This is a genomic window from Serinicoccus sp. CUA-874 (genome assembly GCF_001942225.1).
GTDB classification, from domain to species: domain Bacteria; phylum Actinomycetota; class Actinomycetes; order Actinomycetales; family Dermatophilaceae; genus Ornithinicoccus; species Ornithinicoccus marinus.
The window spans coordinates 115,487-137,268 of record NZ_MKJZ01000037.1 but is presented as its reverse complement, the minus strand read 5'-3'; the positions used below and the strand labels follow the sequence as shown (position 1 = coordinate 137,268).

Genomic DNA, 21,782 nt, shown 5'->3' with positions numbered 1-21,782 from the left:
CTGCGTGAGAGCATCGGGTCATGCCCGAGGGACACACGCTGCACCGGCTCGCCCGCGCCCTCGACGCCGCCTACGGCGGCACGACGCCGCAGGTCAGCAGCCCGCAGGGCCGCTTCGCGCAGGAGGCCGCCGTCCTGGACGGGCAGGTCGTGGACGGGTCGTGGGCCCACGGCAAGCTGCTCTTCGTCGACTTCGCGCAGGGGCGCACCCTCTACGTCCACCTCGGGCTCATCGGCAAGTGGTTCGTGCTGCCGGTGGAGCCGCCAGGCAGCGAGCCGCCCGCGACCGGGCAGGTGCGGCTGCGGCTGCTCTCGGACACCCGGGTCGCCGACCTGCGCGGCCCGATGGCCTGCGAGCTCGTGGACGAGGCGGAGGTGGACCGGCTGGTGCGCCGGCAGGGGCCGGACCCGCTGCAGCCGGTGGGCGGGCTGAACGACCCGGACGAGGCATACCGGAAGATCCGCCGCTCGGGCAAGACCGTCGCCGAGCTGCTCATGGACCAGACGGTGCTCGCCGGGGTGGGCAACATCTACCGCTGCGAGGTGCTGTGGCGGCACCGGCTGCACCCGCTCAAGCCCGGCCGCTCGCTCAAGCCGGCATCCTGGCAGCTCATCTGGGAGGACCTCGTGCGGCTTATGCCGCTGGGGGTGCGGACCGGCACGATCATCACCCTCGACGACGTGGCTGCGGACACCGAGGCGGCCCTGGAGCGCGGCGAGCTGCCCGACGTGCCCCGCGAGTTCGCCGTCTACAAGCGCACCGGTCAGCCGTGCCTGCGCTGCGGCGCGAGCATCCGGCACAAGGTCGTCGCCGGCCGCAACCTCTTCTGGTGCGGCAACTGCCAGCGCCGCACCTGAGGTCCCCTCCCGCCTGAGCAGAGAGATGTGCCCGAGGCAGGCGCTGCAACCCCCGCGTGGCACACCCTTCTCTGCTCAGGCTCCGGTCTACGTGCCTTCCTCTGCTCAGGTCCACCTGCGGATCCGGCACCTGTGGACAAGTCCGGCGCTGAGTCGTCGCGGCGCGGCAGGCTGGTCCAATGAGGGGCGACGCGATGGACCCGCGGGTGGGTCGGCTGCTGGAGGTGCACCCGCACGGGCTCACGACGGCCCACCTGCACCGTGCCGGTGTGTCCGACACGGTCATCCGGAGCCAGGTCGCCGCGGGGGTGCTCCTCCGCCTGCGCCGGGAGGTCCTCGTCGACCGGCGGGTATGGGAGGCGTCGCCCCCGTGGGAGCGTCATCGCCTGCGCGCGCTCGCGGTCGCGGGTTCGCTGGCGTCGCTGGGCACCGAACCTGGGCAGGTCGCACTCAGCCACCGCAGCGGGCTGGTGGTTCAGGACCTGGACGTGCACGGTCTCGACGACGAGGTCCACGGGAGCCGCGTGGGCTGCGGCCGTGGCCACCGCTCGGGAGGCCTGTGGGTGCACGCGCCGGTGCCGCCGGGACAGGTCACCGACCAGGACGGTATACCCGTGGTCCGGCCCGCGCTCGCCAGTCTCCAGGAGGCCGTCGTGCACGGCGCCGAGTGCGGGCTGGTCGCCGCCGACTCGGCCCTGCGGGTCGGCGCCGCGACCCCGGAGGAGCTCCGCTCCCTGGTCGACCTGTCGTGCCTGCGGCGTGACCGGCCTGCAGCGCGCCTGGTGGCCGACCTGGCCGACGGCAGCAGGGAGAGCGCCGGGGAGTCACGCACGGCCTGGCTGCTGCACCTGCTCGACATCGAGGTCGAGTGCCAGGTCGAGATCTACGGCCCCGCCGGCTGGCTGGTGGCGCGGTCGGACTTCCGGATCAAGGGCACGAACGTCCTGCTGGAGTTCGACGGCCGGGTGAAGTACGACGACCGGGACGTGCTCATGGCCGAGAAGGTGCGCGAGGACCGGCTGCGGGAGCTGGGCTACGAGGTCGTGCGACTCACCTGGGCAGACCTGGCCACGCCGGGGCTCGTGCGGGCCAAGATCCGGCAGGCCCTCGCGCGGGCGTCCCTCCGCCGACCGGCCTGAGCGCTGGTGCGCCGGAGCCGCCGGTGCTTCCGGTCCCGCCGGGGCCGCTGGTGCTTCCGGTCCCGCCAGGGCCGCTGGTGCTTCCGGTCCCGCCTGAGCAGAGAAGGCTGGCCCAGGCAGGGGTTGCAGCGCGTGCGTCGGGCACATGTCTCTGCTCAGGTCGGGTGGGGGTGGCTGTGTCCCTGCTGAGCAGAGAAATCTGGCCCAGGCAGGGGTTGCAACCTGTGCGTCGAGCACGTTTCTCTGCTCAGGTCAGCGATGGGAGGGTGCGGGCCGGAGTGGGCGGCCGCGGGGGCACGGTGGCGCCCGGCGGGGGTGGCTCAGCGCTGCCAGACCTGGGCGCGCCAGGCATACCGGGTGGGGCCGGTGCTGTCGCCGGCGCCGTCGGTGCTGCCCAGGATCATGCCGAGCAGCTCGCGCGGGGAGGGGTAGTCGTCGTCCAGCGCGGCGAGGTACTGCCGGTGCGCCTCCAGCGAGGCGACGCCGCGCTCGAAGGTGTCGGTGACGTCGACCTCGTGCGTGGGGGTATGCCCGGCCGAGGACGCGATCCAGCGCACACCGTCCCACGGCTCGTGGCCCTCGGTGACCAGCTCGGGGAAGATCCACCGGTTGCCCGCCGCGGCCACGGCGTCGATGACGCTCAGGCCGACGACGCGGTGGTCGGCCTGGTTGAGCCCACCGCCCGGGAAGGTCTCGGCGTGCGTGATGGTGGTCACCACCTCGGGCCGCACCTCGCGGATCACACGGGCGAGCTCGCGCCGCAGCCGCAGGTCGGCCTCCAGCCTTCCGTCGGAGAAGTCGTCGAGGAAGCGCACGTCCTCGACGCCCACCTCGCGGGCGCCGTCCCGCTCCTCCTGCTCGCGGACCGGGCCGGCCTCCTCCGGCGGCATCGTGGCGATGCCGGCCTCCCCGCGCGTGACGAGCAGGTAGGTGACCTCCTTGCCCTCGGCGGTCCACCGGGCCACCGCCGCGGCCGTGCCGTACTCCAGGTCGTCGGGGTGGGCGGCGATGCACAGCGCCCGCCGCCAGTCCGTGGGGAAGGTCTCCAGGGTCATGCCAGCATCTCTAGCACGGCCTTCTCCAGGTCACGCGTCCGGGCCGCCGGTGAGCGGTGCCGCCGCCGCGCCACCTCGGCGATCGTCGTGCCGCTCTCGTAGAGGTCGATGACGCGCGGGTCGATGTAGGATGCGCGCGCGACGGTCGGGGTGTTGCCGAGGTATGCCGCCACCTCGTCCACAGCGGCCTTCACCGCCCGCCGACGCGAGGCCTGGGTGTCGCCCGCCTCCTCGGTCAGCGCCAGCGAGGTCGCCGCCAGCACCGTCGCGTGCCAGGTCCGGAAGTCCTTGGCGGTCAGCTCGCCCCCGAGCAGTTCGTCGAGGTAGAGGTTGACCGCGGCGCGTCGAGGTCGATCCAGCGGCGCCCGTCCTGGTAGGCCAGCAGCCGCTGCCCGGACCGGCGCCGCCGCATCCGGTCCAGCGCCGCGATGACGTCGGCATCGTCGATCTCGACCGTGTGCTCGACGCCGGACTTGCCCACGAAGCGGAAGACCAGCACGTCACCCCGGGCGCGGACGTGCCGGCGCTCCAGCGTGGTGAGGCCGAAGCTGCCGTGCGCGTCGGTGTAGACGTCGCTGCCGATCCGGAAGTAGCCCAGGTCCAGCAGCCGCACGGCGACCGCCTCGGCGCGCTCGGCGGGCATACCCTCCTGCGCCAGGTCACGGGCCACCCGCCGTCGCGCCGCGGGCAGCTCGGCCGCCGCCGCGAGCACCCGGTCGAACTTCATCCGGTCCCGCTTCTCCCGCCAGGCCGGGTGGTAGAGGTACTGCCGCCGTCCGGCGTCGTCGGTGCCGACCGCCTGGAGGTGCCCCTGCGGGTGCGGACAGATCCAGACGTCCTGCCAGGCGGGCGGGATGGCCAGCGCCTTGACCCGCTCGACCTCCTCGTCCGGCAGCCGCTCGCCCTTGGCGTCCAGGTAGGTGAACCCACGCCCGGAACGTCGGCGGGTCCAGCCGGGCGAGCTGGCGGAGACGGTGCGCAACCGGGGCATACGCGCAGATTAGGGCCGATCCCGCCCCACTGATAACCTGAACGGTGCCGTCATGACGGCCGCGGATTCGAGAGTGCCCCGGTGAACAGGCCCGGGTTGGCGCCGCGCAACAACACGAAGGAGTCGCCCATGGCGATCGACACTGCCGCCAAGCAGGACATCATCAAGGAGTACGCCACGACCGAGGGCGACACCGGGTCCCCCGAGGTCCAGGTCGCGCTGCTGACCGCCCGCATCAAGGAGCTCACCGAGCACTCCCGCGAGCACAAGCACGACCACCACAGCCGCCGCGGCCTGCTGCTGCTGGTCGGCAAGCGCAAGCGGCTGCTGCGCTACCTCGAGGAGATCGACATCGAGCGCTACCGGTCGCTGATCAAGCGACTCGGCCTGCGTCGCTGAGACTTCGCCTGGGAGCGGTTCCCGTCACGGGGACCGCTCCTTCGCGTATGAGGTGGGGGGCCGGCACACGCCCCTCGCCTGCAGGACCGGCCGGGCACAACGATGATGCCCCGCGCCGTGAGCAGAGTTGAGCAGAAAAGGAGGGCCCATGGAGGGTCCAGAGATCACCGCCGCCGAAGCCACGATCGACAACGGCAGCTTCGGCACCCGCACCGTCCGGTTCGAGACCGGACGCCTGGCCAGGCAGGCCGGCGGCTCCGTCACCGCCTACCTCGACGACGAGACCATGCTGCTGTCGACCACCACGGCCGGCAAGCACCCCAAGGACCACTTCGACTTCTTCCCGCTGACGGTGGACGTCGAGGAGAAGATGTATGCCCTCGGCAAGATCCCCGGCAGCTTCTTCCGGCGTGAGGGTCGCCCGTCCACGGACGCGATCCTCACCTGCCGGCTGATCGACCGCCCGCTGCGCCCGACCTTCGCCAAGGGGCTGCGCAACGAGGTCCAGGTCGTCATCACCGTGCTGTCGCTCGACCCCGAGCACCAGTACGACGTGCTCGCGATCAACGCCGCGTCCGCCTCCACCCAGATCTCCGGCCTGCCCTTCAGCGGCCCCATCGGTGGCGTGCGCATCTCCCTCATCGACGGCCAGTGGGTCGCCTTCCCGAACTTCTCCGACGCCGAGCGCTCGACCTTCGACATGGTCGTCGCCGGGCGGGTCGTCGACGGTGACGACGTGGCCATCATGATGGTCGAGGCCGAGTCCACCGAGGCGACCTGGGACCTGGTGAAGTCCGAGGGCAAGCAGGCCCCGACCGAGGAGGTCGTGGCCCAAGGCCTCGAGGAGTCCAAGAAGTTCATCAAGGCCCTCTGCGACGCTCAGGCCCAGCTCGCCCAGGAGTCCGCCAAGGAGGTCCAGGAGTTCCCGCGCTTCCTCGACTACGAGGACGACGCCTACGCCGCCGTCGAGGAGGCCGTCTCCGGCGACCTCGCTGCGGCGCTCCAGATCGCCGGCAAGGCCGAGCGCGAGGACCGCGTCGACGAGATCAAGGCCGCCATGATGACCCGGCTGGCCGGCGACGACGACGGGTCGGACGCCGCCTTCGCCGGTCGCGAGAAGGAGCTGTCCGCGGCCTACCGCGCCGTGCAGAAGAAGCTCATCCGTGAGCGCATCCTGCGCGACGAGGTCCGTATCGACGGTCGCGGGCTCAAGGACATCCGTGCCCTGTCCGCCGAGGTCGAGGTCATCCCGCGGGCGCACGGCTCGGCGATCTTCGAGCGCGGCGAGACCCAGATCATGGGCGTGACCACGCTCAACATGCTGCGCATGGAGCAGCAGCTGGACACCCTCTCCCCGGTGTCGCGCAAGCGCTACATGCACAACTACAACTTCCCGCCCTACTCGACCGGTGAGACCGGTCGCGTCGGCTCGCCCAAGCGGCGCGAGATCGGCCACGGCGCGCTCGCCGAGCGGGCGCTCATGCCGGTGCTGCCGACCCGCGAGGAGTTCCCCTACGCGATCCGCCAGGTGTCCGAGGCGCTCGGCTCCAACGGCTCGACCTCGATGGGCTCGGTCTGCGCGTCCACGATGTCGCTGCTCAACGCTGGTGTGCCGCTGCGCGCGCCGGTGGCGGGCATCGCGATGGGACTGGTCTCGGCGGAGATCAAGAACGACGCCGGGACGTCCGAGACGAAGTATGCCGCGCTGACCGACATCCTCGGCGCCGAGGACGCCTTCGGCGACATGGACTTCAAGGTCGCCGGCACCAAGGAGTTCGTCACCGCGATCCAGCTGGACACCAAGCTCGACGGCATCCCCGCCGACGTGCTCGCCGGCGCCCTGACCCAGGCCCGCGACGCGCGTCTGCACATCCTGGACGTCATGAACGAGGCGATCGACGCCCCGGACGAGATGAGCCCCTACGCCCCGCGGGTGATCTCGGTGCGCGTGCCCACCGACAAGATCGGCGAGGTCATCGGCCCGAAGGGCAAGATGATCAACCAGATCCAGGAGGACACCGGCGCCGACATCTCGATCGAGGACGACGGCACCGTCTACATCGGCGCGACCGACGGCCCCTCGGCCGAGGCCGCGCGGGCGGCGATCAACGCGATCGCCAACCCGCAGATGCCGGAGGTCGGCGAGCGATTCCTCGGGACCGTGGTCAAGACCACGACCTTCGGGGCGTTCGTGTCGCTGCTGCCGGGCAAGGACGGGCTGCTGCACATCTCCGAGATCCGCAAGCTCGTCGGTGGCAAGCGCATCGACGCGGTCGAGGACGTGCTGGGCGTGGGCCAGAAGGTCCAGGTCGAGCTCAAGGAGATCGACCCTCGCGGCAAGCTCTCGCTCGCGGCGGTCGTCGCGCAGGAGCAGGGCGCGTCGGGCGAGGGCCAGACCCCGGCCCCGGAGCAGGGGCAGCCCGCCGGGGAGCCCAGCCGTGCGGACGACGCCGAGGCGCCCGAGGTGACCGAGCCGGCCACGAGCGGTGACGCCGACGGCGGCGACGCCTCTGGGAGCGACGCCGAGGGCGAGGGCGGCGAGCGTCCGCGTCGTCAGCGCCGCCGTCGGGGCGGCCGTGGTCGTGGCGGCAACGGTGGTGGCACCGGCGCCGCCTCGGACTCCGCCGAGTCGGACGGCTCCGGCTCCGAGGTCTGATCGACCTGAGGCGCGGCACGACGCGGCCGCAGGCATGACGTGAGGAAGGGCGGGCCCGATCGGGCCCGCCCTTCCTGCGCGTGTGTCGTCGTCGTCCGGCTGCTCAGGCCAGCGCCTTGCGCCGGATCCTGGGTGCGGGGGCGTCGACGTGCCAGCGCATCTCCATCCGGGTGCGGCCGGTGGTGTCGGTGACCGGGACCCACGTGAGGGCCCGGGTCGCGCGCGTGGTGTCGGTCCGCAGGGAGCGAACGGTCGCCATGGGGTCCACCTCCTCCGAGAGATGAGTCTCGGGTCGAGTCGTTCATCTTCTGTTCACCTAGCCTACCCCAGAGTTCACCGAAAAGTGAACACAAGGTGAACGCGCGTCGTCGTCGCGTTCAGGATGTGGCGGGTGTGGCGGCTGTGGTGCCCACGGAGCGCACGGCGGCGCTGACGACCGCGTCCAACGGGCCGCGTCGACCGACGGCCACCAGCATGGCGCCCACCACCAGCGCGAGGAGGCTGTGCGCCAGCAGACCGGTCGAGGTGTCCGGCGCCCAGGGGCCGGCGTCGCCCAGGGGTGTGGCCAGCAGCACGACGTGTGCCGAGTAGAGGCTGAGGGTGGCGCGACCGGCTCCCGCGAGCAGGGCCCAGGGCAGGACGGAGAGGACGCGGACCAGGATGAGGCAGCACCCGAGCACGAAAGTCGCCGCTGCGGTCGTGTGCACGAGATCCACGACGCTGCCGCTGTGCGGCGCCCAGACGCCGAGCCACCAGGGACTGCCCTCGGGGTGGGTGCCGTAGAAGCCGGTGCGCCGCTCGTGGTCGAGCACCGCCCAGTCGCCTGGGCCGAGGCCGACCGTGGCCAGCAGCGAGGTCCGGACCTCCTCGCTGCGGGTGACCAGCCTCGAGACGCCGAGGGCCAGCACCGCGGTCGCCCCGGCGGCGAGGACGAGGGGTCGGGTGACCCCGGGGACGGGCCCGCGGTCGTGCAGGACGCGCCCGACCGCCATCCCGGCGAAGAGGTAGGTCGCCCAGGTGAGCACCGGGTAGTAGCCGGTGACGAGGAGCTCGCCGAGGAGCTGGAGCGGCCCCGTGAGCAGCGTGGCCAGGGACGGCACGGCCAGCGTGGGCTCGGGCAGCGCCGGGCGCAGGATGAGGCTGAGCACCGGGCTGAGGAGCCCCCAGGCGAGCGCCAGCCAGGCCAACGGTGCCGCCCGCCAGGAGAGCACCGGCAGGGCGCAGCAGAAGAGCAGGCCGTAGTAGGTGAGGATCACCGCGATCCCGGAGCTGGGCAGTCCCAGCAGCAGCCCCAGGCCGCCGACCAGCGCGGCGCGGACCAGGACCCGGCGGCGGTGGAGGCGCGGATCGGCCAGCACCTCGGTCCGGGGCGAGGCCAGGACGAGGCTCACCCCGGCCAGGACGGCGAAGAGCGCGGAGGAGCGACCCGCGACCGTCTGGAACACCCAGCTCACCCCACCGGGCCCAGGCCCCTCCTGCTCGACCAGGTGGGCGGCGAACATCCCCAGCAGCGCGAGCGTGCGCGCCAGATCCACCCCCACCAGCCGGCCGGCCACGTCAGGACCCTCGCCTCAGGTGCCCGTGGGCGGCGTCACGGCCAGGCCACCAGGCGGACCTCGCGGACGGTCCGCCCGTCGTCGGCCACCACCCGGTCACGCCACGCGCCGTCCGGCTCGAAGCCGGCGGCCTGGAGGAAGCCCCGCGTGACCTCGGCCTCGGCCAGCACCCAGGTGGCCACCGCCTCGAGCTCGTCGTGGGCGGCGCGCAGGGTGTCGACCGCAGCGTTGAGCAGGCGGGAGCCGTGGCCGGCACGGCGCGCCTCGGGGTGGACGCCACCGTCGAGGAGCAGCGCCGAGGTGCCCTCGGGCAGACCGGGCTCCTCCTCCGCCGGGCCGACCGCGACGTAGCCGGTGACCTGCGGTCCGGCGCACGCGACCAGCAGGCGGTGCCGCGGGGAGGGCGGGTGCTCCAGCGACTGGCGCCATGCCGAGGCGAACCGTGGGCCGGTCAGCGCCTCCAGGACCTCGGGGTCGAGCACGTCGGCATACTCCTGGTGCCAGACGAAGGCCTGCACGAGCCCCACCGCGGGCGCGTCGTTGGGGCGCGCGGTGCGGACGCTGGCGTCGGCGGCGGGGGCCTGCTCGTGCGGATGGCTCACCGTCCCAGTCTCGCACCCGCGGTTTGTTACACCGTGACCGTCAAATGACGTGACTTGCGTTATACAAAGTCGTGGATCTCTGGCACACTGAGGTCATGTACGGCAACGACTTCGGCCAGCCAGGCACCGACACCCAGGCGAGGCCCTCGCCGCTCAACGCGGCGGAGACGGAGGACTACACCGAGGCGCTCGCCGCCTACTTCGACGGGCTGGTGGAGGACGACCAGCGGGTCGAGCCGCGCGACGCCATGCCGGAGGCCTACCGCACCACGCTGATCCGGCAGATGGCGCAGCACGCGCACTCCGAGATCATCGGCATGCAGCCGGAGGGCAACTGGATCAGCCGGGCGCCCAGTCTGCGCCGCAAGGCGATCCTCATGGCCAAGGTGCAGGACGAGGCGGGCCACGGGCTCTACCTCTACTCCGCCGCCGAGACCCTCGGGGTGGACCGCTCCGAGCTGCTCGACAAGCTGCACCAGGGCAAGCAGAAGTACTCCTCGATCTTCAACTACCCGACCCTGACCTGGGCCGACGTCGCGCGATCGGGTGGCTCGTGGACGGTGCCGCGATCATGAACCAGGTGCCGCTGTGCCGGTGCTCCTACGGCCCCTACGCCCGCGCCATGATCCGGGTGTGCAAGGAGGAGTCCTTCCACCAGCGGCAGGGCTTCGAGATCCTCTGGACGCTCGCCCGCGGCACCGAGGAGCAGCAGGCGATGGCGCAGGACGCGGCCGACCGGTGGTGGTGGCCGGCGCTGATGATGTTCGGCCCGCCGGACTCCGGCGAGGCCGCCAGCAAAGGGCATACCGCCCAGAGCATGGCCTGGGGGATCAAGCGGTTCTCCAACGACGACCTGCGGCAGAAGTTCATCGACATGACCGTCCCGCAGGCGCAGAAGCTCGGCCTGGCCCTGCCCGACCCGGACCTGCGGTGGAACGAGGAGCGCGGGCACTGGGACTTCGGCGACATCGACTGGGACGAGTTCTGGCGCGTGCTCAAGGGCGACGGCCCGTGCAACGAGCAGCGGATCAGCACCCGGGTCCAGGCGCACGAGGACGGCGCGTGGGTGCGTGAGGCCGCGGCGGCGTATGCCGACAAGCAGGCCGCGCAGGAGGTCGCATGACCACCGCCGGCTGGCCGCTGTGGGAGGTCTTCGTGCGGGCCAAGCGTGGGCTCTCGCACGTGCACGCCGGGTCGTTGCACGCCCCCGACCGGGAGATGGCGCTGCGCAACGCGCGGGATCTCTACACCCGGCGGCAGGAGGGTGTGTCGATCTGGGTCGTCGCCTCCAGCGACATCACCGCCTCCAGCCCGGACGAGCGCGACAGCTTCTTCGACCCGGCCGCCGACAAGGTCTACCGGCACCCCACGTTCTACGACGTGCCGGAGGACGTGGAGTACCTGTGAGAGAGCAGCACCACGTCGACTACCTCCTCGGACTCGGCGACGACGCCCTCATCTATGCCCAGCGGCTCGGGGAGTGGCTCACCCACGCCCCGCAGATCGAGGAGGACATGGCCCTCGGCAACGTCGGGCTCGACCTCGTCGGACAGGCCCGCGCGCTGCTGACCCGCGCCGGGGAGGTGGAGGACGCCGACCCGGTGCGGGACGAGGACGACCTCGCGATGCTGCGCGACGAGCGCGAGTTCCGCAACGTGCAGCTCGTCGAGCAGCCGCGCGGCGACTTCGCGCACGAGATGGCGCGGATGCTGTGGTTCTCCGCCTACCAGTGCGAGCTGTATGCCCGCCTGCTCGACTCCGCCGACGAGACGCTGGCGGCCATCGCCGCGAAGGCGGTCAAGGAGGTCGACTACCACCGCGACCACGCGACGCAGTGGGTGCTGCGCCTCGGCGACGGCACGGCGGAGAGCCACGAGCGGATGCAGCAGGGGCTCGTCGCCGTCCACCCCTACGTCGCCGAGCTGGGCGAGGACCACGACGCCGCGCGCTGGGCCGCCGAGCAGGGGATCGGCGTGCTCCCGTCGACCTTGACCGAGGCCGTCAACGAGCACGTCGGGCAGGTGCTGGAGCGGGCCACACTGAGCATGCCCGACGCGCCCCGCTGGCACGCCCGCGGCGGTCGCGACGGGATCCACTCCGAGCAGATGGGCTACCTGCTCGCCGAGATGCAGCACATCCACCGCAGCCATCCCGGGGCGACCTGGTGATGGTGGCCGGACCAGGAGACCGCCCTGAGCCGGCCCGCGCCGGGCTGACCCGCGCCGGGCTGACCGACGCCGAGCTGGCGGACGCCGAGCGGGCGATCCGCGGGGTCGCCGACCCCGAGATCCCGGTCATCACCATCGACGACCTCGGGGTCATCCGCGACGTCGAGCCCGCCGACGTCGACGGCAGCCCCGGGCTCCGGGTGACCATCACCCCGACCTACTCCGGTTGCCCCGCCATGCACGCGATGGAGGACGGCGTGCGCGAGGCGGCGCAGCGGCACGGCATACCCGTCGACGTCGTGACCCGGCTCTCGCCGGCGTGGACCACCGACTGGATGAGCGAGGAGGGGCGCACCAAGCTGCGCCGCTTCGGGATCGCGCCGCCCACCGGCGACCGGGCGCACGCGGCCGGCCCGGTGCCCGTCGGGCTGCAGATCCGGGTGGTCGCCTGCCCGCACTGCGGATCGCAGGACACCGAGGAGGTCGCCCGCTTCGGGTCGACCGCCTGCAAGGCGCTGCGGCGGTGCCGTACGTGCCGGGAGCCGTTCGACGAGTTCAAGACGATCTGATCGCCCGGGGGCTCCGCCCCCGGGTCCCCCCGCAGCTGGGGCTGCGCCCCAGACCCCCGACAGGAGCGATTCGTTGAGCCTGATCCAGCAGCCGACCCGCCGTCGCGCGCGGTTCCACGACCTCACGGTGCGCCGGGTGGACCGCCTGACCGACCAGGCGGTCGCCATCAGCTTCGAGATCCCCGAGGAGCTGCGCGAGGAGTTCATCTTCGAGCCGGGGCAGCACCTCACCGTGCGCGCCACCATCGACGGCGAGGACGCCCGGCGCTCCTACTCCTGCTGCATCTCGCGCGCGCAGTCTCGGGAGCGGGGAGAGCTGCGGGTCGCCACCGCGACCGTGCCCGGCGGGCTCATGTCGACCTGGCTCAACGAGCAGGTGCAGGCGGGGGACACGCTGCAGGTCATGACCCCGATGGGGTCGTTCACCTGCCCGACGCAGCCGACCGCGACGCGGCACCACGTCGGCATCGCCGCGGGCTCCGGGATCACCCCCGTGCTCTCGCTGCTGACGACGGCCCTGGAGGAGGAGCCGCACTCCCGGGTCACCCTCGTCTTCGGCAACCGCCGCACCGACTCCGTCATGTTCCTCGAGGAGCTGATGGACCTCAAGAACCGCTTCCCCGGCCGATTCACGCTGCTCAACGTGCTCTCCCGGGAGCCGCAGGACGCCGAGCTGCTCACCGGCCGTATCGACCGGGAGAAGGTCGAGCAGCTGCTCGCCACCTTCATCCCCGAGGACCAGGTCGACGAGTGGTACCTCTGCGGGCCGTTCGGGATGGTGGAGACGGTGCAGGAGATCCTCGCCGAGCGTGGTGTGGACTCCGAGCACGTGCACCACGAGATCTTCCACGTCGACGGCGACGGGGCCCCGGTCACGGAGCAGACGCCTGCGGAACCGGTGGACCCGGGCGCGCCGCCGGAGGCGGTCGCCACGGTGACCCTGGACGGTCGGACCACGACCGTGCCGATGCAGACCACGGCCGAGACGATCCTCGCCGCGACGCTGCGGGAGCGGCCGGACGCCCCCTTCTCCTGCACCGGCGGCGTCTGCGGCACCTGCCGGGCCAAGGTCGTCGACGGCGAGGTGTGGATGGAGCGCAACTACGCCCTCGAGCCGGACGAGGTCGAGCGCGGTTACCGCCTCATGTGCCAGTCGCACCCGGTGACCGAGACGGTCACCATCGACTACGACGCCTGACCGGGGGAGGACGCGGCGCCGGGGGAGTCTCCTCGCTGGTGGAGAAGCCAGCGGACCTCCTGCTCCAGCGCGTCCGTGGACGTCGGCAGGGTGACACCGAGGTGCGTGAGGCGCGTCGTGTCGAGCATCATGGGCACGCGCCAGGGGAGGTCCGGGGGCGGTCGGCGCGGGCGAGCACGGCACCCGCGAGGACCTCGGTGGAGGTGGTCGACTCGACCACGTCGCCGCCCCGGACGCGGGAGGACCGCGACCGTGGGTCCCTCCCCTCGGCGGACCCGGCGGGCGAGGGCGAGCACTGCGGCGGTGCGCCCCCGCCGCACCCAGGCGCCGTGGATCGTGCTCGGTCGCAGCACGCTGACGCGCTCGCCGTGGTCCCGCAGCACACGCTCGGACTCCGCCTTGCCGGCGCCGTAGCCCTCCCGGCTCCGGACCTCGTGCCCGGCCCAGGCCATCGTCGGCGTGCTCTCGGGGACCGGCGCGGTGACGTGGGCGCCGCCGGGGGAGTTGAGGTGGTGGCCGCGCGGATCGACATAGACGGCTTTCGCGCTGAGGTATGCCGTCCCGCCGCAGCGACGCGAGAGGCGGGTCAGGTGCTCGGCCTGCGAGGGGGCATACCCGAGGGCATCGACGAGGAGGTCGACCCCGTCACCCACGAGCTGCTCTACCCCTGCCTCGTCGTCCCGGTCCGCGGTGATGAGGTCGATGGCGTGCTCGGCCGCCGACGGCGGCAGCGGTCCGGGTCACGCCCGGGGACTGCCGCCTCGCATGCGGCTCAGGAGTGGTCCGTGAGCTCGTGCCAGGCGAGGTCGAGCTGACCGACCAGGTCGCGCAGCAGCGGCAGACTGACACCGACCACGGCGTGGTAGTCGCCCTCGATGCCGGTGACGTAGGGGCCGCCGAGGCCGTCGACGGTGAAGCCGCCGGCGACGTGGAGCGGCTCGCCGGTGGCGACGTAGTGCGCGATCTCGGCATCGGTGAGGTCGGCGAAGTGCACGGTGGTCGAGGCGGTCCCGCCGAGCGTCGCGCCGGAGCCCTCGCTCCGGTCGTCGATGACCCAGTGGCCCGAGTGCAGGACACCGGAGCGACCCCGCATGCGTTGCCAGCGCTCGATCGCCACCTGCGAGGAGTGCGGCTTGCCGAAGATCTCGCGGTCCAGCTCGAGCACCGAGTCGCAACCGAGCACGAGTGCGTCGACGTCGTGCTCGGCGCTCACCTGCTCGGCCTTGGCCCGGGCGAGGGTCAGCGCGACGTCGGCGGCCTCGAGCTCTCCGTGCCGCTCCTGTGCCGCGGCGATCGCCGCGTCCTCGTCGACACCCGACACGATCACCTCGGGCCGGACTCCGGCCCTGGTCAGAGTGGTGAGGCGGGCCGGGGACGCGGACGCGAGCACGAGCGGGATCACGGGGCACAGCCTACGGGGCGTGACGTCACCCCTCGAGCAGGATTCGGGCGGGAGGTCGAGGCGTGGGGCGGTGGACACCGGGATCAGCCCGCGGTTGTCAGGGAGCCCCTGCGGGGAGGGAAGTGCCGGGGGGGAGGGGAGGTAGCGCCGGGTCAGATGGGGACTCAGAAGGGGGGAGGCTCGGTCTCGCGCGATGACCACGGGGCGCCGGGTGCATCGCCCCGGCCGGTCCCACCCGTCGTGCCGTGCTCTTCCTGCTCGTCCTGCTCACCCTCAGCGACTGGCAGCGGGAGGCCCAGCACCTCCTCCGGGGTCGGCACGGGGGTGTCTGAGCGACGACGGGTGACCGAGCACCAGCCGGTGAGAGGAGTGCCGTCGTCGGCGTCGTCGTCGAGGTCCGAGAGGAGGGCGTCGGCCCCGCGGTGCACCACGGCGGCGTAGAGCGCCTGGCAGGCGAGGTCGCGGCGGGACTCCCAGGTCTGCGTGGTTGAGCCGTCGACCGCGGGGCTGTCTGTCGGGTGATCGTCGGCGGCGCTGCCACCCGTCGGACGAGCGGCCGTCGCCTCACCAGCCGTCGCCTGACCGGCCGTCACTCGACCACCTGTCGCGTGACCACCCGTCGCGTGACCACCTGCGCCCGAGCCGCGGGCGAGGACCGCCCGCTCGAGGTACTGCCGGTAGTCGTGAACCCGGGTGGTCGTGCTCTGGCCGAGCAGCGTGCACCAGCGCAGGTCTCGCCGCCGGTTGATCGTGACCGACCACGTGCGTGCGGTCTTGAACTGGTGGGTGCGGACGTCGAGGGAGCCCAGGTTGAGCTCGCCGGTCACCCCGCCGATGGCACCGAAGGGCACGACGTGGTCGAGCTCGCACCGGGAGGCGGGCACCCTGGTCAGTGGTGACCGCGAGTGGACGTCGGCGGCGGTCACCTGCCGGCGCATGTCGGCATCCGGACGGTAGCGGGTGATCGTCCGCTCGATGAGCCGACCGTCGGCGGGGTCCACCAGCAGCCGGGACAGAGTCGTCCCCGGGACCAGGGCGAGCTCGCGGGCATGGCCGGGTGAGATGAAGACAGGGTGGTGCCCGAGGACCTGGCCCACCGACCCGAGCCGCGGCACCGGGCCGAGGTGCCCGTGCTCGCCATCCGTCCCGGCCGTCCGGTCAGGTGCGACACTTCCCGCCAGCGCGCGGTCCGGCAGAGCACTTCCCGCGGGCGTGCGGTCCAATGCGGCACTCACCTCGGGCGTCCTGTCCCCCTCGGCACCTGTACGGGGCGTCCGGTCCGGCAACGCCGTTCGGTGGTTCGGCGTATCCATGCCGTGCGCGTCGGACGCTGCGCGCCCAGCCAGGGACTCCCACGGCACGACGACCTGCAGCTCGACCTGCGGTTGTGCGGTGGTGACCCGATGGATCGCCGCCAGGTCGGCCAGGGTGAGGTCCTCCTCGACCTCTGCCTCCGGCATAGGCACCGTGCCGTAGAGCAGCAGGCCTGCGGGGACGTCCGAGCGCAGCTGGTCCAGGGTCCGCTCGTCGCCGGCCGACCGCAGGGCCCGCGCGGCATGCTCGATCCGCGCATGGATCCCGCTCATCGTCGTCAGCGCTCCGGTGACGCTCAGGGTGGCGGTCCCGTCGTCGTGCACGGACAACCACGACCGCCGCGCCCGGTAGGCGGCGCGGCGCCGCTCCCGCTCGGCCTGCACATCCTCACCTTCGGCTCGGACGGCCTCCCGCTCCAGCGTCGCCCAGTAGTCGGCGTGCTGCCAGGGCTCCTCCCGCAGGTCGCCCTCGCTGTCGAGCCGCTCGACCGCCGCGGTGGCCGGGTCGGTGCCGAAGAGCACCTCCGCCACGAGCGCAGCCCGCTCCGCGGGCAACGAGCCGCACCGGTCCCAGAAGCCGCGCACGAGACCCCAGGTCACCTCGGCCCGGTCCAGCGCCCCCAGCACCTGCCCCCGCACGTCGACCGGCCCGCAGGCCAGACCCGTCATCGCGCGCGCCTCCCGTTCACCGATGCCCAGCCGGAGCCGGATCTCGGCGACGCACAGGCGCTTCGCCTCCGCCCGCCAACGGCGCCGCTCCGTGGCGGTCAGCTCCTCGACGCTGCTGAACCCCTTCTGCGCCAGCAGCGCAGCACCCGTCGCCGCGACGAGCTGGTGCGCCACCTCCAGCAGGCGACGCTCGGCCCGGGAGCGCGTCGCCGACACCTCCCCGAGCTCGGCCAGCAGCGCAGCACCCCGCTCCCGCTCCCCGGTCGCGCCCTGCTGGTCGTCCTGGTCCGCTGCTCGCCCGTCCCGCGCTGGATCGGTCATCGTGCGTCACCCCCTCCCCGGGCCTCCGAGCCGTCGCGAAGGTGGCCCGTCTTTCGAACAAGTGTATGAGTAGCCACCGACAGACCCTCGCCGTCGCGGGCCTGTCACGTGCTCCCACCGCCAGACGGGGTGTGCGGCCAGGTGGCAGGATCGCGGCCTGGCCACCCACGTCGCCTTCCTCCGCGCCATCAACCTCGGCGCGCGCCGGCAGTTCCCCAAGGACGACATCCTGCGGGTGACCGAGGAGGCGGCTTCCAGAGCGTCGCCACCTACATCAACACGGGCAACGTGCGACCCGAGACGCGGAGCCGCTCGCGGGCGAGGATCGAGGCCAGGCTCGAAGCGGCCTACCTCGCCGACCGCGGGTTCGAGGCCCACGATCACGTATGCCGCCGCCGAGCTGTGTGCGCTCGGCACGGACCTGGACGAGCTGGGCGAGGGGCATACCGGCCAGCACCACGTGTGCCTGCCCAAACTCGCCGGTCGCGTGGAAGAGGTGCCGCACGAGCCGAGGGTATGCCGTGGCGTCCACCCGGGGGTGGGCGACGTCGCGTGCCGGGTCGTGCACCAGGCCGACCTTGGCCATGACGCGCAGCGACGCCGTGTTGACGGCCGGGGTGAAGGACACGGTCGTCGCCGGGCCGCTCACAGCTCGCCGAGCACCGCCGCCCGCAGCGTGTCCAGACCGACCCCGCCGATGTCCAGCGCCCGCCGGTGGAAGGCCGTGAGGTCGAAGTCCGCGTCCTCGCGCGCCGGCACTCCTCGCGCAGCTCGAGCCACAGCCGCTCGCCGATCTTGTAGCTCGGCGCCTGCCCCGGCCACCCCAGGTAGCGGTCGAGCTCGAAGCGCAGCGACTCCTCGTTCTCGTGCGCGTGCGTGGTGAGGAACTGCCAGGCCTTGTCGTAGGTCCACTGCCCGCCCCCGACCTCGGCCGGCGCCTCGAAGCCGCAGTGCACCCCGATGTCGATGACGACGCGGGCGGCGCGCAGCGACTGGCCGCCCAGCAGCCCCATCCGGTTGCCGGGGTCGTCCATGTAACCGAGGTCGGCCATGAGCCACTCGGCATAGAGCGCCCACCCCTCGCCGTGCCCGGAGGTCCACGACGCGAGCCGCCGCCAGCGGTTGAGCAGCTCGGAGCGGTAGACCGTCTGCCCGATCTGCAGGTGGTGGCCCGGAACGCCCTCGTGGTAGACGGTCGTCAGCTCGCGCCAGGTCGAGAAGCGGGTGACCCCCTTCGGCACCGACCACCACATCCGCCCCGGCCGGGTGAAGTCCTCGCTGGGGCCGGTGTAGTAGATCCCCCCGGTCTGGCTGGGCGCGATCATGCACTCGATGCGCCGCACCGGCTCGGGCACGTCGAACTGGCTGTCGGTCAGCTCGGCGACCGCGCGGTCCGCGGTGACCTGCATCCACTCGCGCAGCGCCTCGGTGCCCTCCAGGGCATACCCCGGGTCCTCGTCGAGGACGGCGACGGCCTCCGCCACGGACGCGCCCGGCCGGATCTGCTCGGCGGTCTCGCGCATCATCGCGGTGATCCGGGCCAGTTCCTCCTGCCCCCAGCGGTAGGTCTCCTCCAGGTCGATCTCGGCACCGAGGAAGCTGCGGGAGTGCAGCCGGTAGCGCTCGATGCCGCAGGCGTCGGACTCCGGCGCCCGCGCCACCAGCTCCTCCTCGAGGTATGCCGCGAGCGCGCCGAACGCCTGCTTGGCACCGCCCACGGCGCTCGCCAGGTGGGTGCGGATCGCCTCCGGCTGACCGGCGCTCTCCTCGGTCAGCGCGTCGAAGCTGCTCGCCTCGTCCCCGGCCTGGTCGCGGCACTGCCCGGCGACCGCGCGCACCTGCCGTACCGGGGCCACCTGGCCCTGCTCGGCCGACCGGCGCAGCGCGGAGCGGTACTGCTCCAGCGCGGTCGGCACCGCCTCCAGCCGGGCGATGATCGTCTCCCAGTGCGCCTCGGTGTCCTTGGCCATGAGGTCGAAGATGTCCCGGACCGCCTGCGGGGCCGAGGCGATGACGTTGAGCTCGACCGGCGCCTGGCCCGCGAGCACCAGGTCCAGCGACTCGACCTCCAGGCCGAGCCGCTCGCGCAGCGCCGCCGCGGTGACCCGGTCGGTGTCGTCCTCCGGCTCGACCGTGTCGAGCCGCTGCAGCGTCCGCGCCGCCTGGTCCCGGTGCGCCCGGAGTCCCTCGACCGACAGGTCGTCGATCTCGGTGTCGCGGCCGGGGACGCGAGGTAGGTCGCCTCCAGCGGGCTGAGCGCCACCATGGCGTCGAGGTGCTCCTCGGCGAGGCGGTCGATGTCGGTGGGGGTGCGGGTCGACGTCGTCACGGGAGCCCAACCTACCCGCCTACCCTGGGGCGGTGCCCAGACGTCGCCATCCCGCCGATCCCCGCCGCGAGACCGAGCGCTGGTTCCTGGCCAACGGCCTGTCCTACTTCGTGCCCGGCGAGCGGGCCGCGGCCCGCGCCGCCCTGCGGCCTCGCCACCTCCTCCCGCTGGCGGCGCTCGTGCTGCTGGCGACCGCCGCGCTGGGCGGCACCCTCGGCTGGGTGTCGCAGCAGGTCAGCGCTGCCCCCGCGGTCTGGCTCACGCTCGTCATCCTCGCCGCCCTCTGGTATGCCTCGACCGCCCTGCACGCGCGGCCGATCCTCACCTTCGCGCTGCGCCGCACGGTGCGCAGCGCCCCGCTGCTCGTCGGCACCGCGATGCGCGCGCTGCCGCTGCTGCTGCTTTTCGTCGCCTTCCTCTTCATCAATGCCGAGGCCTGGGAGATGAGCGCCAGCCTGCCCTTCGCCACACACTGGCTGGTCGTCCTGCTGCTGCTCGGCATCGGGGTCGTCTTCCAGCTCGTCCGGCTGCCTGAGGAGGTCGACAAGGCCGACGACGCCGTCGACGCCGCCTTCCTCGAGCGCGCCTGCCGCGGCACCCCGATGGAGGCCACCCAGGCCGCGCTGGCGGCGGACCCGCGGGTCGACGTCCCCGCCTACGCCCGCGTCACCGGCTTCGAGCGGTGGAACCTCATCATCGCGCTGCTGCTCATCCAGCTGGTCCAGGTCGTGGCGCTCATCTGCGCCGTCTTCGCCTTCCTCCTGGTCTTCGGGTCGATCATCATGCAGCAGGAGACGCAGCTGGCCTGGACCGGGCTGGAGCGGACGCACCACGTCCCCTACCTGGGCAGCGTGTCGGCCGAGCTGGTCAAGGTCTCGCTCTTCCTCGCCTCCTTCTCCGGCCTCTACTTCATCGTCAGCGCGGTGACGGACGACACCTACCGGCACCAGTTCTTCTCGGTCGTCACCCAGGAGCTGGAGCGGGCGGTGGGGGTCCGGGCCGTCTACCGCGCGCTGCGCGCGCAGGAGGAGGGTGTCGCATGAGCACGGGCAGGCACGGGTGGGACCCGGCGCACTACGGGCGGTATGCCGCGGAGCGGGACCGCCCGTTCGTCGAGCTCATGGCGCGGGTCCCCGAGGTGGAGCCACGGCGGGTCGTCGACCTCGGCTGCGGCCCCGGTCACGGGCTGCGGTGGTTGCGGGAGCGGTGGCCGGACGCCGAGGTGCTGGGCCTGGACTCCTCGCCCGAGATGGTCGCCGCCGCCCGGGAGGACGGCTCGCAGGCGGAGGTCGCCGATCTGGTCGACTGGGCCCGCGGCGACGCCGACCCGGTCGACCTGCTCGTGACCACCGCCACGCTGCAGTGGGTGCCCGGCCACCTGGAGCTGCTGCCCGACCTCGTCGCCCACCTGCGCCCCGGCGAGGGCGGCGTTCTGGCGCTCACCGTGCCGGGCAACTTCGACGAGCCGAGCCACACCCTGCGCCGGGAGCTTGCGGACCGGCCGCGGTATGCCGCGCACCTGGACGGCATCGCCGCGCCGTCGTCGCACGACCCGGCCGACTACCTACGGGTGCTCACCGCCGCCGGCTGCGTGGTCGACGCCTGGGAGACCACCTACCTGCACGTCCTCGACCCGGCGGGCACCGACCCGGACCCGGTCTTCACCTGGGTCTCCGCCACCGCGCCCGGCCCACCCTGCAGGCGCTGCCCGAGGGGCTGCGGGAGGAGTTCACCGTCGAGTTCCGGGACGCGCTGCGGCGGGCCTACCCCCGCTCCGAGGCGGGCGTCGTGCTGCCCTTCCGGCGGGTCTTCGCCGTCGCGCGCCGACGTGACGGGGACGACGGGGCGGGAGCGCATACCGTGAGGGCATGAGCCCCCGCGTGCGGTCGACCAACCTGGCCAAGCCCAAGCCCGACCCGGGCACGCGGCGCGTGACCGGCATCGACAAGCAGCCGGTGAGCGGGATCGAGGTGGTCGCGCCCGGCCCGGACCACGGGGCCGGCTCCGGCGCCGTCGGCGACCACATCGGGGACGCGCGACACCACGGCGGGGCCGACAAGGCCGTCTACGCCGTGGCGCGCGAGGAGCTGGACTGGTGGGAGTCCGAGCTGGGGCGCGTGCTGCGCGACGGGATGTTCGGGGAGAACCTCACCACCGCGGACTGCGACGTGGACGGGCTCGAGCTCGGGCAGCGGCTGCGGGTGGGCTCGAGCCTGCTGAAGGTCTCGGTCCCCCGGCAGCCCTGCGCGACCTTCGCCCGGCACCTGGGGGAGGAGCGCTGGGTGCGCCGCTTCACCGAACGGGGCGCGTGCGGGGCCTACCTCCGGGTCGTCGAGCCAGGACGGATCGAGGCGGGCGACCCGCTCGAGATCGGCCCGCCGCCGGGCCACGGCGTCACCATGCGCACCGCCTTCGCCGCCGCGATGGGCGACGGTGCGGCCGCGCGCGAGGTGGTGGCGGCCCGCTGCCTGCCGGAACGCTTCCACGAGCCGATGGAGCGCCGGCTCGCTGCCCGACGGGCCTGACGCGACCGTCGTGAACCCTTCCCGTGCGTCGCG

21 protein-coding genes and 2 pseudogenes are annotated in these 21,782 nt (G+C 72.9%); 13 read left to right on the top strand and 10 right to left on the bottom strand.

The annotated features are described in order from the left end of the window. The first annotated feature begins 20 nt into the window (after positions 1–20). Together BJF80_RS15270 and BJF80_RS15265 are read left to right on the top strand one after the other, a co-directional pair. Entirely contained in the window at positions 21–857 is an 837-nt protein-coding gene (locus BJF80_RS15270; RefSeq protein ID WP_075814894.1) for an Fpg/Nei family DNA glycosylase, read from the top strand. Between the two features lie 179 nt (positions 858–1,036). Continuing rightward, entirely contained in the window at positions 1,037–1,996 is a 960-nt protein-coding gene (locus tag BJF80_RS15265; protein ID WP_143554147.1) for a putative endonuclease domain-containing protein, read from the top strand. A 320-nt stretch (positions 1,997–2,316) separates the two neighbouring features. On the opposite strand, the gene BJF80_RS15260 is transcribed toward BJF80_RS15265, so the two are convergent. Genes BJF80_RS15260 through BJF80_RS15255 form a run of 3 tightly spaced genes read right to left on the bottom strand, consistent with a single transcriptional unit; the run spans position 2,317 to position 4,042 of the window. Next, positions 2,317–3,051, bottom strand: coding sequence for a PIG-L deacetylase family protein (locus BJF80_RS15260; protein ID WP_075814890.1), 735 nt, complete (start codon positions 3,049–3,051; stop codon positions 2,317–2,319). Continuing rightward, positions 3,048–3,350 (bottom strand): hypothetical protein, encoded by a 303-nt coding sequence (locus BJF80_RS21305; RefSeq protein WP_321166428.1) that lies wholly within the window; start codon positions 3,348–3,350, stop codon positions 3,048–3,050. Before BJF80_RS21305 ends, BJF80_RS15260 begins: the two co-directional genes overlap by 4 nt. Further along, a complete protein-coding gene (locus BJF80_RS15255; protein WP_321166425.1) occupies positions 3,347–4,042 on the bottom strand; it encodes a DNA topoisomerase IB in 696 nt (231 codons plus the stop codon). Before BJF80_RS15255 ends, BJF80_RS21305 begins: the two co-directional genes overlap by 4 nt. A gap of 129 nt (positions 4,043–4,171) precedes the next feature. Between BJF80_RS15255 and rpsO the strand changes: the two genes are divergently transcribed. After that, positions 4,172–4,441 carry a 30S ribosomal protein S15 gene (gene rpsO, locus BJF80_RS15250; RefSeq protein ID WP_022924220.1) on the top strand — a complete coding sequence of 90 codons (270 nt, stop codon included), beginning with the start codon at positions 4,172–4,174 and terminating at the stop codon, positions 4,439–4,441. Between the two features lie 148 nt (positions 4,442–4,589). Next, positions 4,590–7,097: a polyribonucleotide nucleotidyltransferase gene (locus BJF80_RS15245; protein ID WP_075814888.1), complete on the top strand. Its 2,508-nt coding sequence runs from the start codon at positions 4,590–4,592 to the stop codon at positions 7,095–7,097. 103 nt (positions 7,098–7,200) lie between these two features. Here the strand turns inward: BJF80_RS15245 and BJF80_RS18955 are convergent, their stop codons facing one another. From BJF80_RS18955 to BJF80_RS15235, 3 genes are all read right to left on the bottom strand, one after another. Then, complete coding sequence (locus tag BJF80_RS18955; protein ID WP_022924218.1) at positions 7,201–7,356, bottom strand: hypothetical protein; 156 nt, start codon at positions 7,354–7,356, stop codon at positions 7,201–7,203. Between the two features lie 118 nt (positions 7,357–7,474). Beyond that, on the bottom strand, positions 7,475–8,653 hold the full coding sequence (locus BJF80_RS15240) for a heparan-alpha-glucosaminide N-acetyltransferase domain-containing protein (RefSeq protein ID WP_075814886.1): 1,179 nt from the start codon (positions 8,651–8,653) through the stop codon (positions 7,475–7,477). Positions 8,654–8,688: 35 nt separating this feature from the next. Next, entirely contained in the window at positions 8,689–9,255 is a 567-nt protein-coding gene (locus BJF80_RS15235; protein WP_075814884.1) for a GNAT family N-acetyltransferase, read from the bottom strand. Between the two features lie 95 nt (positions 9,256–9,350). Here BJF80_RS15235 and paaA point away from each other — a divergent pair. From paaA to paaE, 5 genes and pseudogenes are all read left to right on the top strand, one after another. Beyond that, positions 9,351–10,378, top strand: a pseudogene (gene paaA, locus BJF80_RS15230) (1,2-phenylacetyl-CoA epoxidase subunit PaaA). Next, positions 10,375–10,662: a 1,2-phenylacetyl-CoA epoxidase subunit PaaB gene (paaB, locus tag BJF80_RS15225; RefSeq protein ID WP_022924214.1), complete on the top strand. Its 288-nt coding sequence runs from the start codon at positions 10,375–10,377 to the stop codon at positions 10,660–10,662. Before paaA ends, paaB begins: the two are co-directional and overlap by 4 nt. Next, the gene (gene paaC, locus BJF80_RS15220; RefSeq protein WP_075814882.1) at positions 10,659–11,423 is read left to right on the top strand and encodes a 1,2-phenylacetyl-CoA epoxidase subunit PaaC; all 765 of its coding nucleotides are present in this window, start codon (positions 10,659–10,661) and stop codon (positions 11,421–11,423) included. Before paaB ends, paaC begins: the two co-directional genes overlap by 4 nt. A 59-nt stretch (positions 11,424–11,482) precedes the next feature. After that, the gene (paaD, locus tag BJF80_RS15215) at positions 11,483–11,992 is read left to right on the top strand and encodes a 1,2-phenylacetyl-CoA epoxidase subunit PaaD (RefSeq protein WP_075815028.1); all 510 of its coding nucleotides are present in this window, start codon (positions 11,483–11,485) and stop codon (positions 11,990–11,992) included. Between the two features lie 73 nt (positions 11,993–12,065). Next, positions 12,066–13,190 (top strand): 1,2-phenylacetyl-CoA epoxidase subunit PaaE, encoded by a 1,125-nt coding sequence (paaE, locus tag BJF80_RS15210; RefSeq protein WP_075814880.1) that lies wholly within the window; start codon positions 12,066–12,068, stop codon positions 13,188–13,190. On the opposite strand, the gene BJF80_RS15205 is transcribed toward paaE, so the two are convergent. From BJF80_RS15205 to BJF80_RS18950, 3 genes are all read right to left on the bottom strand, one after another. Further along, positions 13,178–13,843 carry a Rossmann-fold NAD(P)-binding domain-containing protein gene (locus BJF80_RS15205; protein ID WP_075814878.1) on the bottom strand — a complete coding sequence of 222 codons (666 nt, stop codon included), beginning with the start codon at positions 13,841–13,843 and terminating at the stop codon, positions 13,178–13,180. The genes paaE and BJF80_RS15205 overlap by 13 nt on opposite strands. A 119-nt stretch (positions 13,844–13,962) precedes the next feature. After that, a complete protein-coding gene (locus tag BJF80_RS15200; protein ID WP_075814876.1) occupies positions 13,963–14,592 on the bottom strand; it encodes a Maf family protein in 630 nt (209 codons plus the stop codon). Positions 14,593–14,756: 164 nt separating this feature from the next. Then, positions 14,757–16,895, bottom strand: a complete 2,139-nt coding sequence (locus BJF80_RS18950) for a hypothetical protein (RefSeq protein WP_075814874.1) — start codon at positions 16,893–16,895, stop codon at positions 14,757–14,759. 108 nt (positions 16,896–17,003) lie between these two features. Here BJF80_RS18950 and BJF80_RS21690 point away from each other — a divergent pair. Beyond that, positions 17,004–17,222 (top strand): annotated as a pseudogene (locus tag BJF80_RS21690) (hypothetical protein); the annotation flags it as partial. Between the two features lie 53 nt (positions 17,223–17,275). On the opposite strand, the gene BJF80_RS15180 reads toward BJF80_RS21690, so the two are convergent. Next, the gene (locus tag BJF80_RS15180) at positions 17,276–19,234 is read right to left on the bottom strand and encodes a DUF885 domain-containing protein (RefSeq protein ID WP_414899300.1); all 1,959 of its coding nucleotides are present in this window, start codon (positions 19,232–19,234) and stop codon (positions 17,276–17,278) included. 22 nt (positions 19,235–19,256) lie between these two features. Between BJF80_RS15180 and BJF80_RS15175 the strand changes: the two genes are divergently transcribed. From BJF80_RS15175 to BJF80_RS15165, 3 genes are read left to right on the top strand one after another with little or no spacing between them, the layout of a single operon-like run. After that, complete coding sequence (locus BJF80_RS15175; protein ID WP_075814872.1) at positions 19,257–20,267, top strand: hypothetical protein; 1,011 nt, start codon at positions 19,257–19,259, stop codon at positions 20,265–20,267. Beyond that, on the top strand, positions 20,264–21,088 hold the full coding sequence (locus BJF80_RS15170) for a methyltransferase domain-containing protein (protein WP_321166424.1): 825 nt from the start codon (positions 20,264–20,266) through the stop codon (positions 21,086–21,088). The genes BJF80_RS15175 and BJF80_RS15170 overlap by 4 nt, the downstream gene beginning before the upstream one ends. Before the next feature lie 4 nt (positions 21,089–21,092). Beyond that, positions 21,093–21,749: an MOSC domain-containing protein gene (locus BJF80_RS15165; RefSeq protein WP_075814870.1), complete on the top strand. Its 657-nt coding sequence runs from the start codon at positions 21,093–21,095 to the stop codon at positions 21,747–21,749. Positions 21,750–21,782 lie beyond the last annotated feature (33 nt).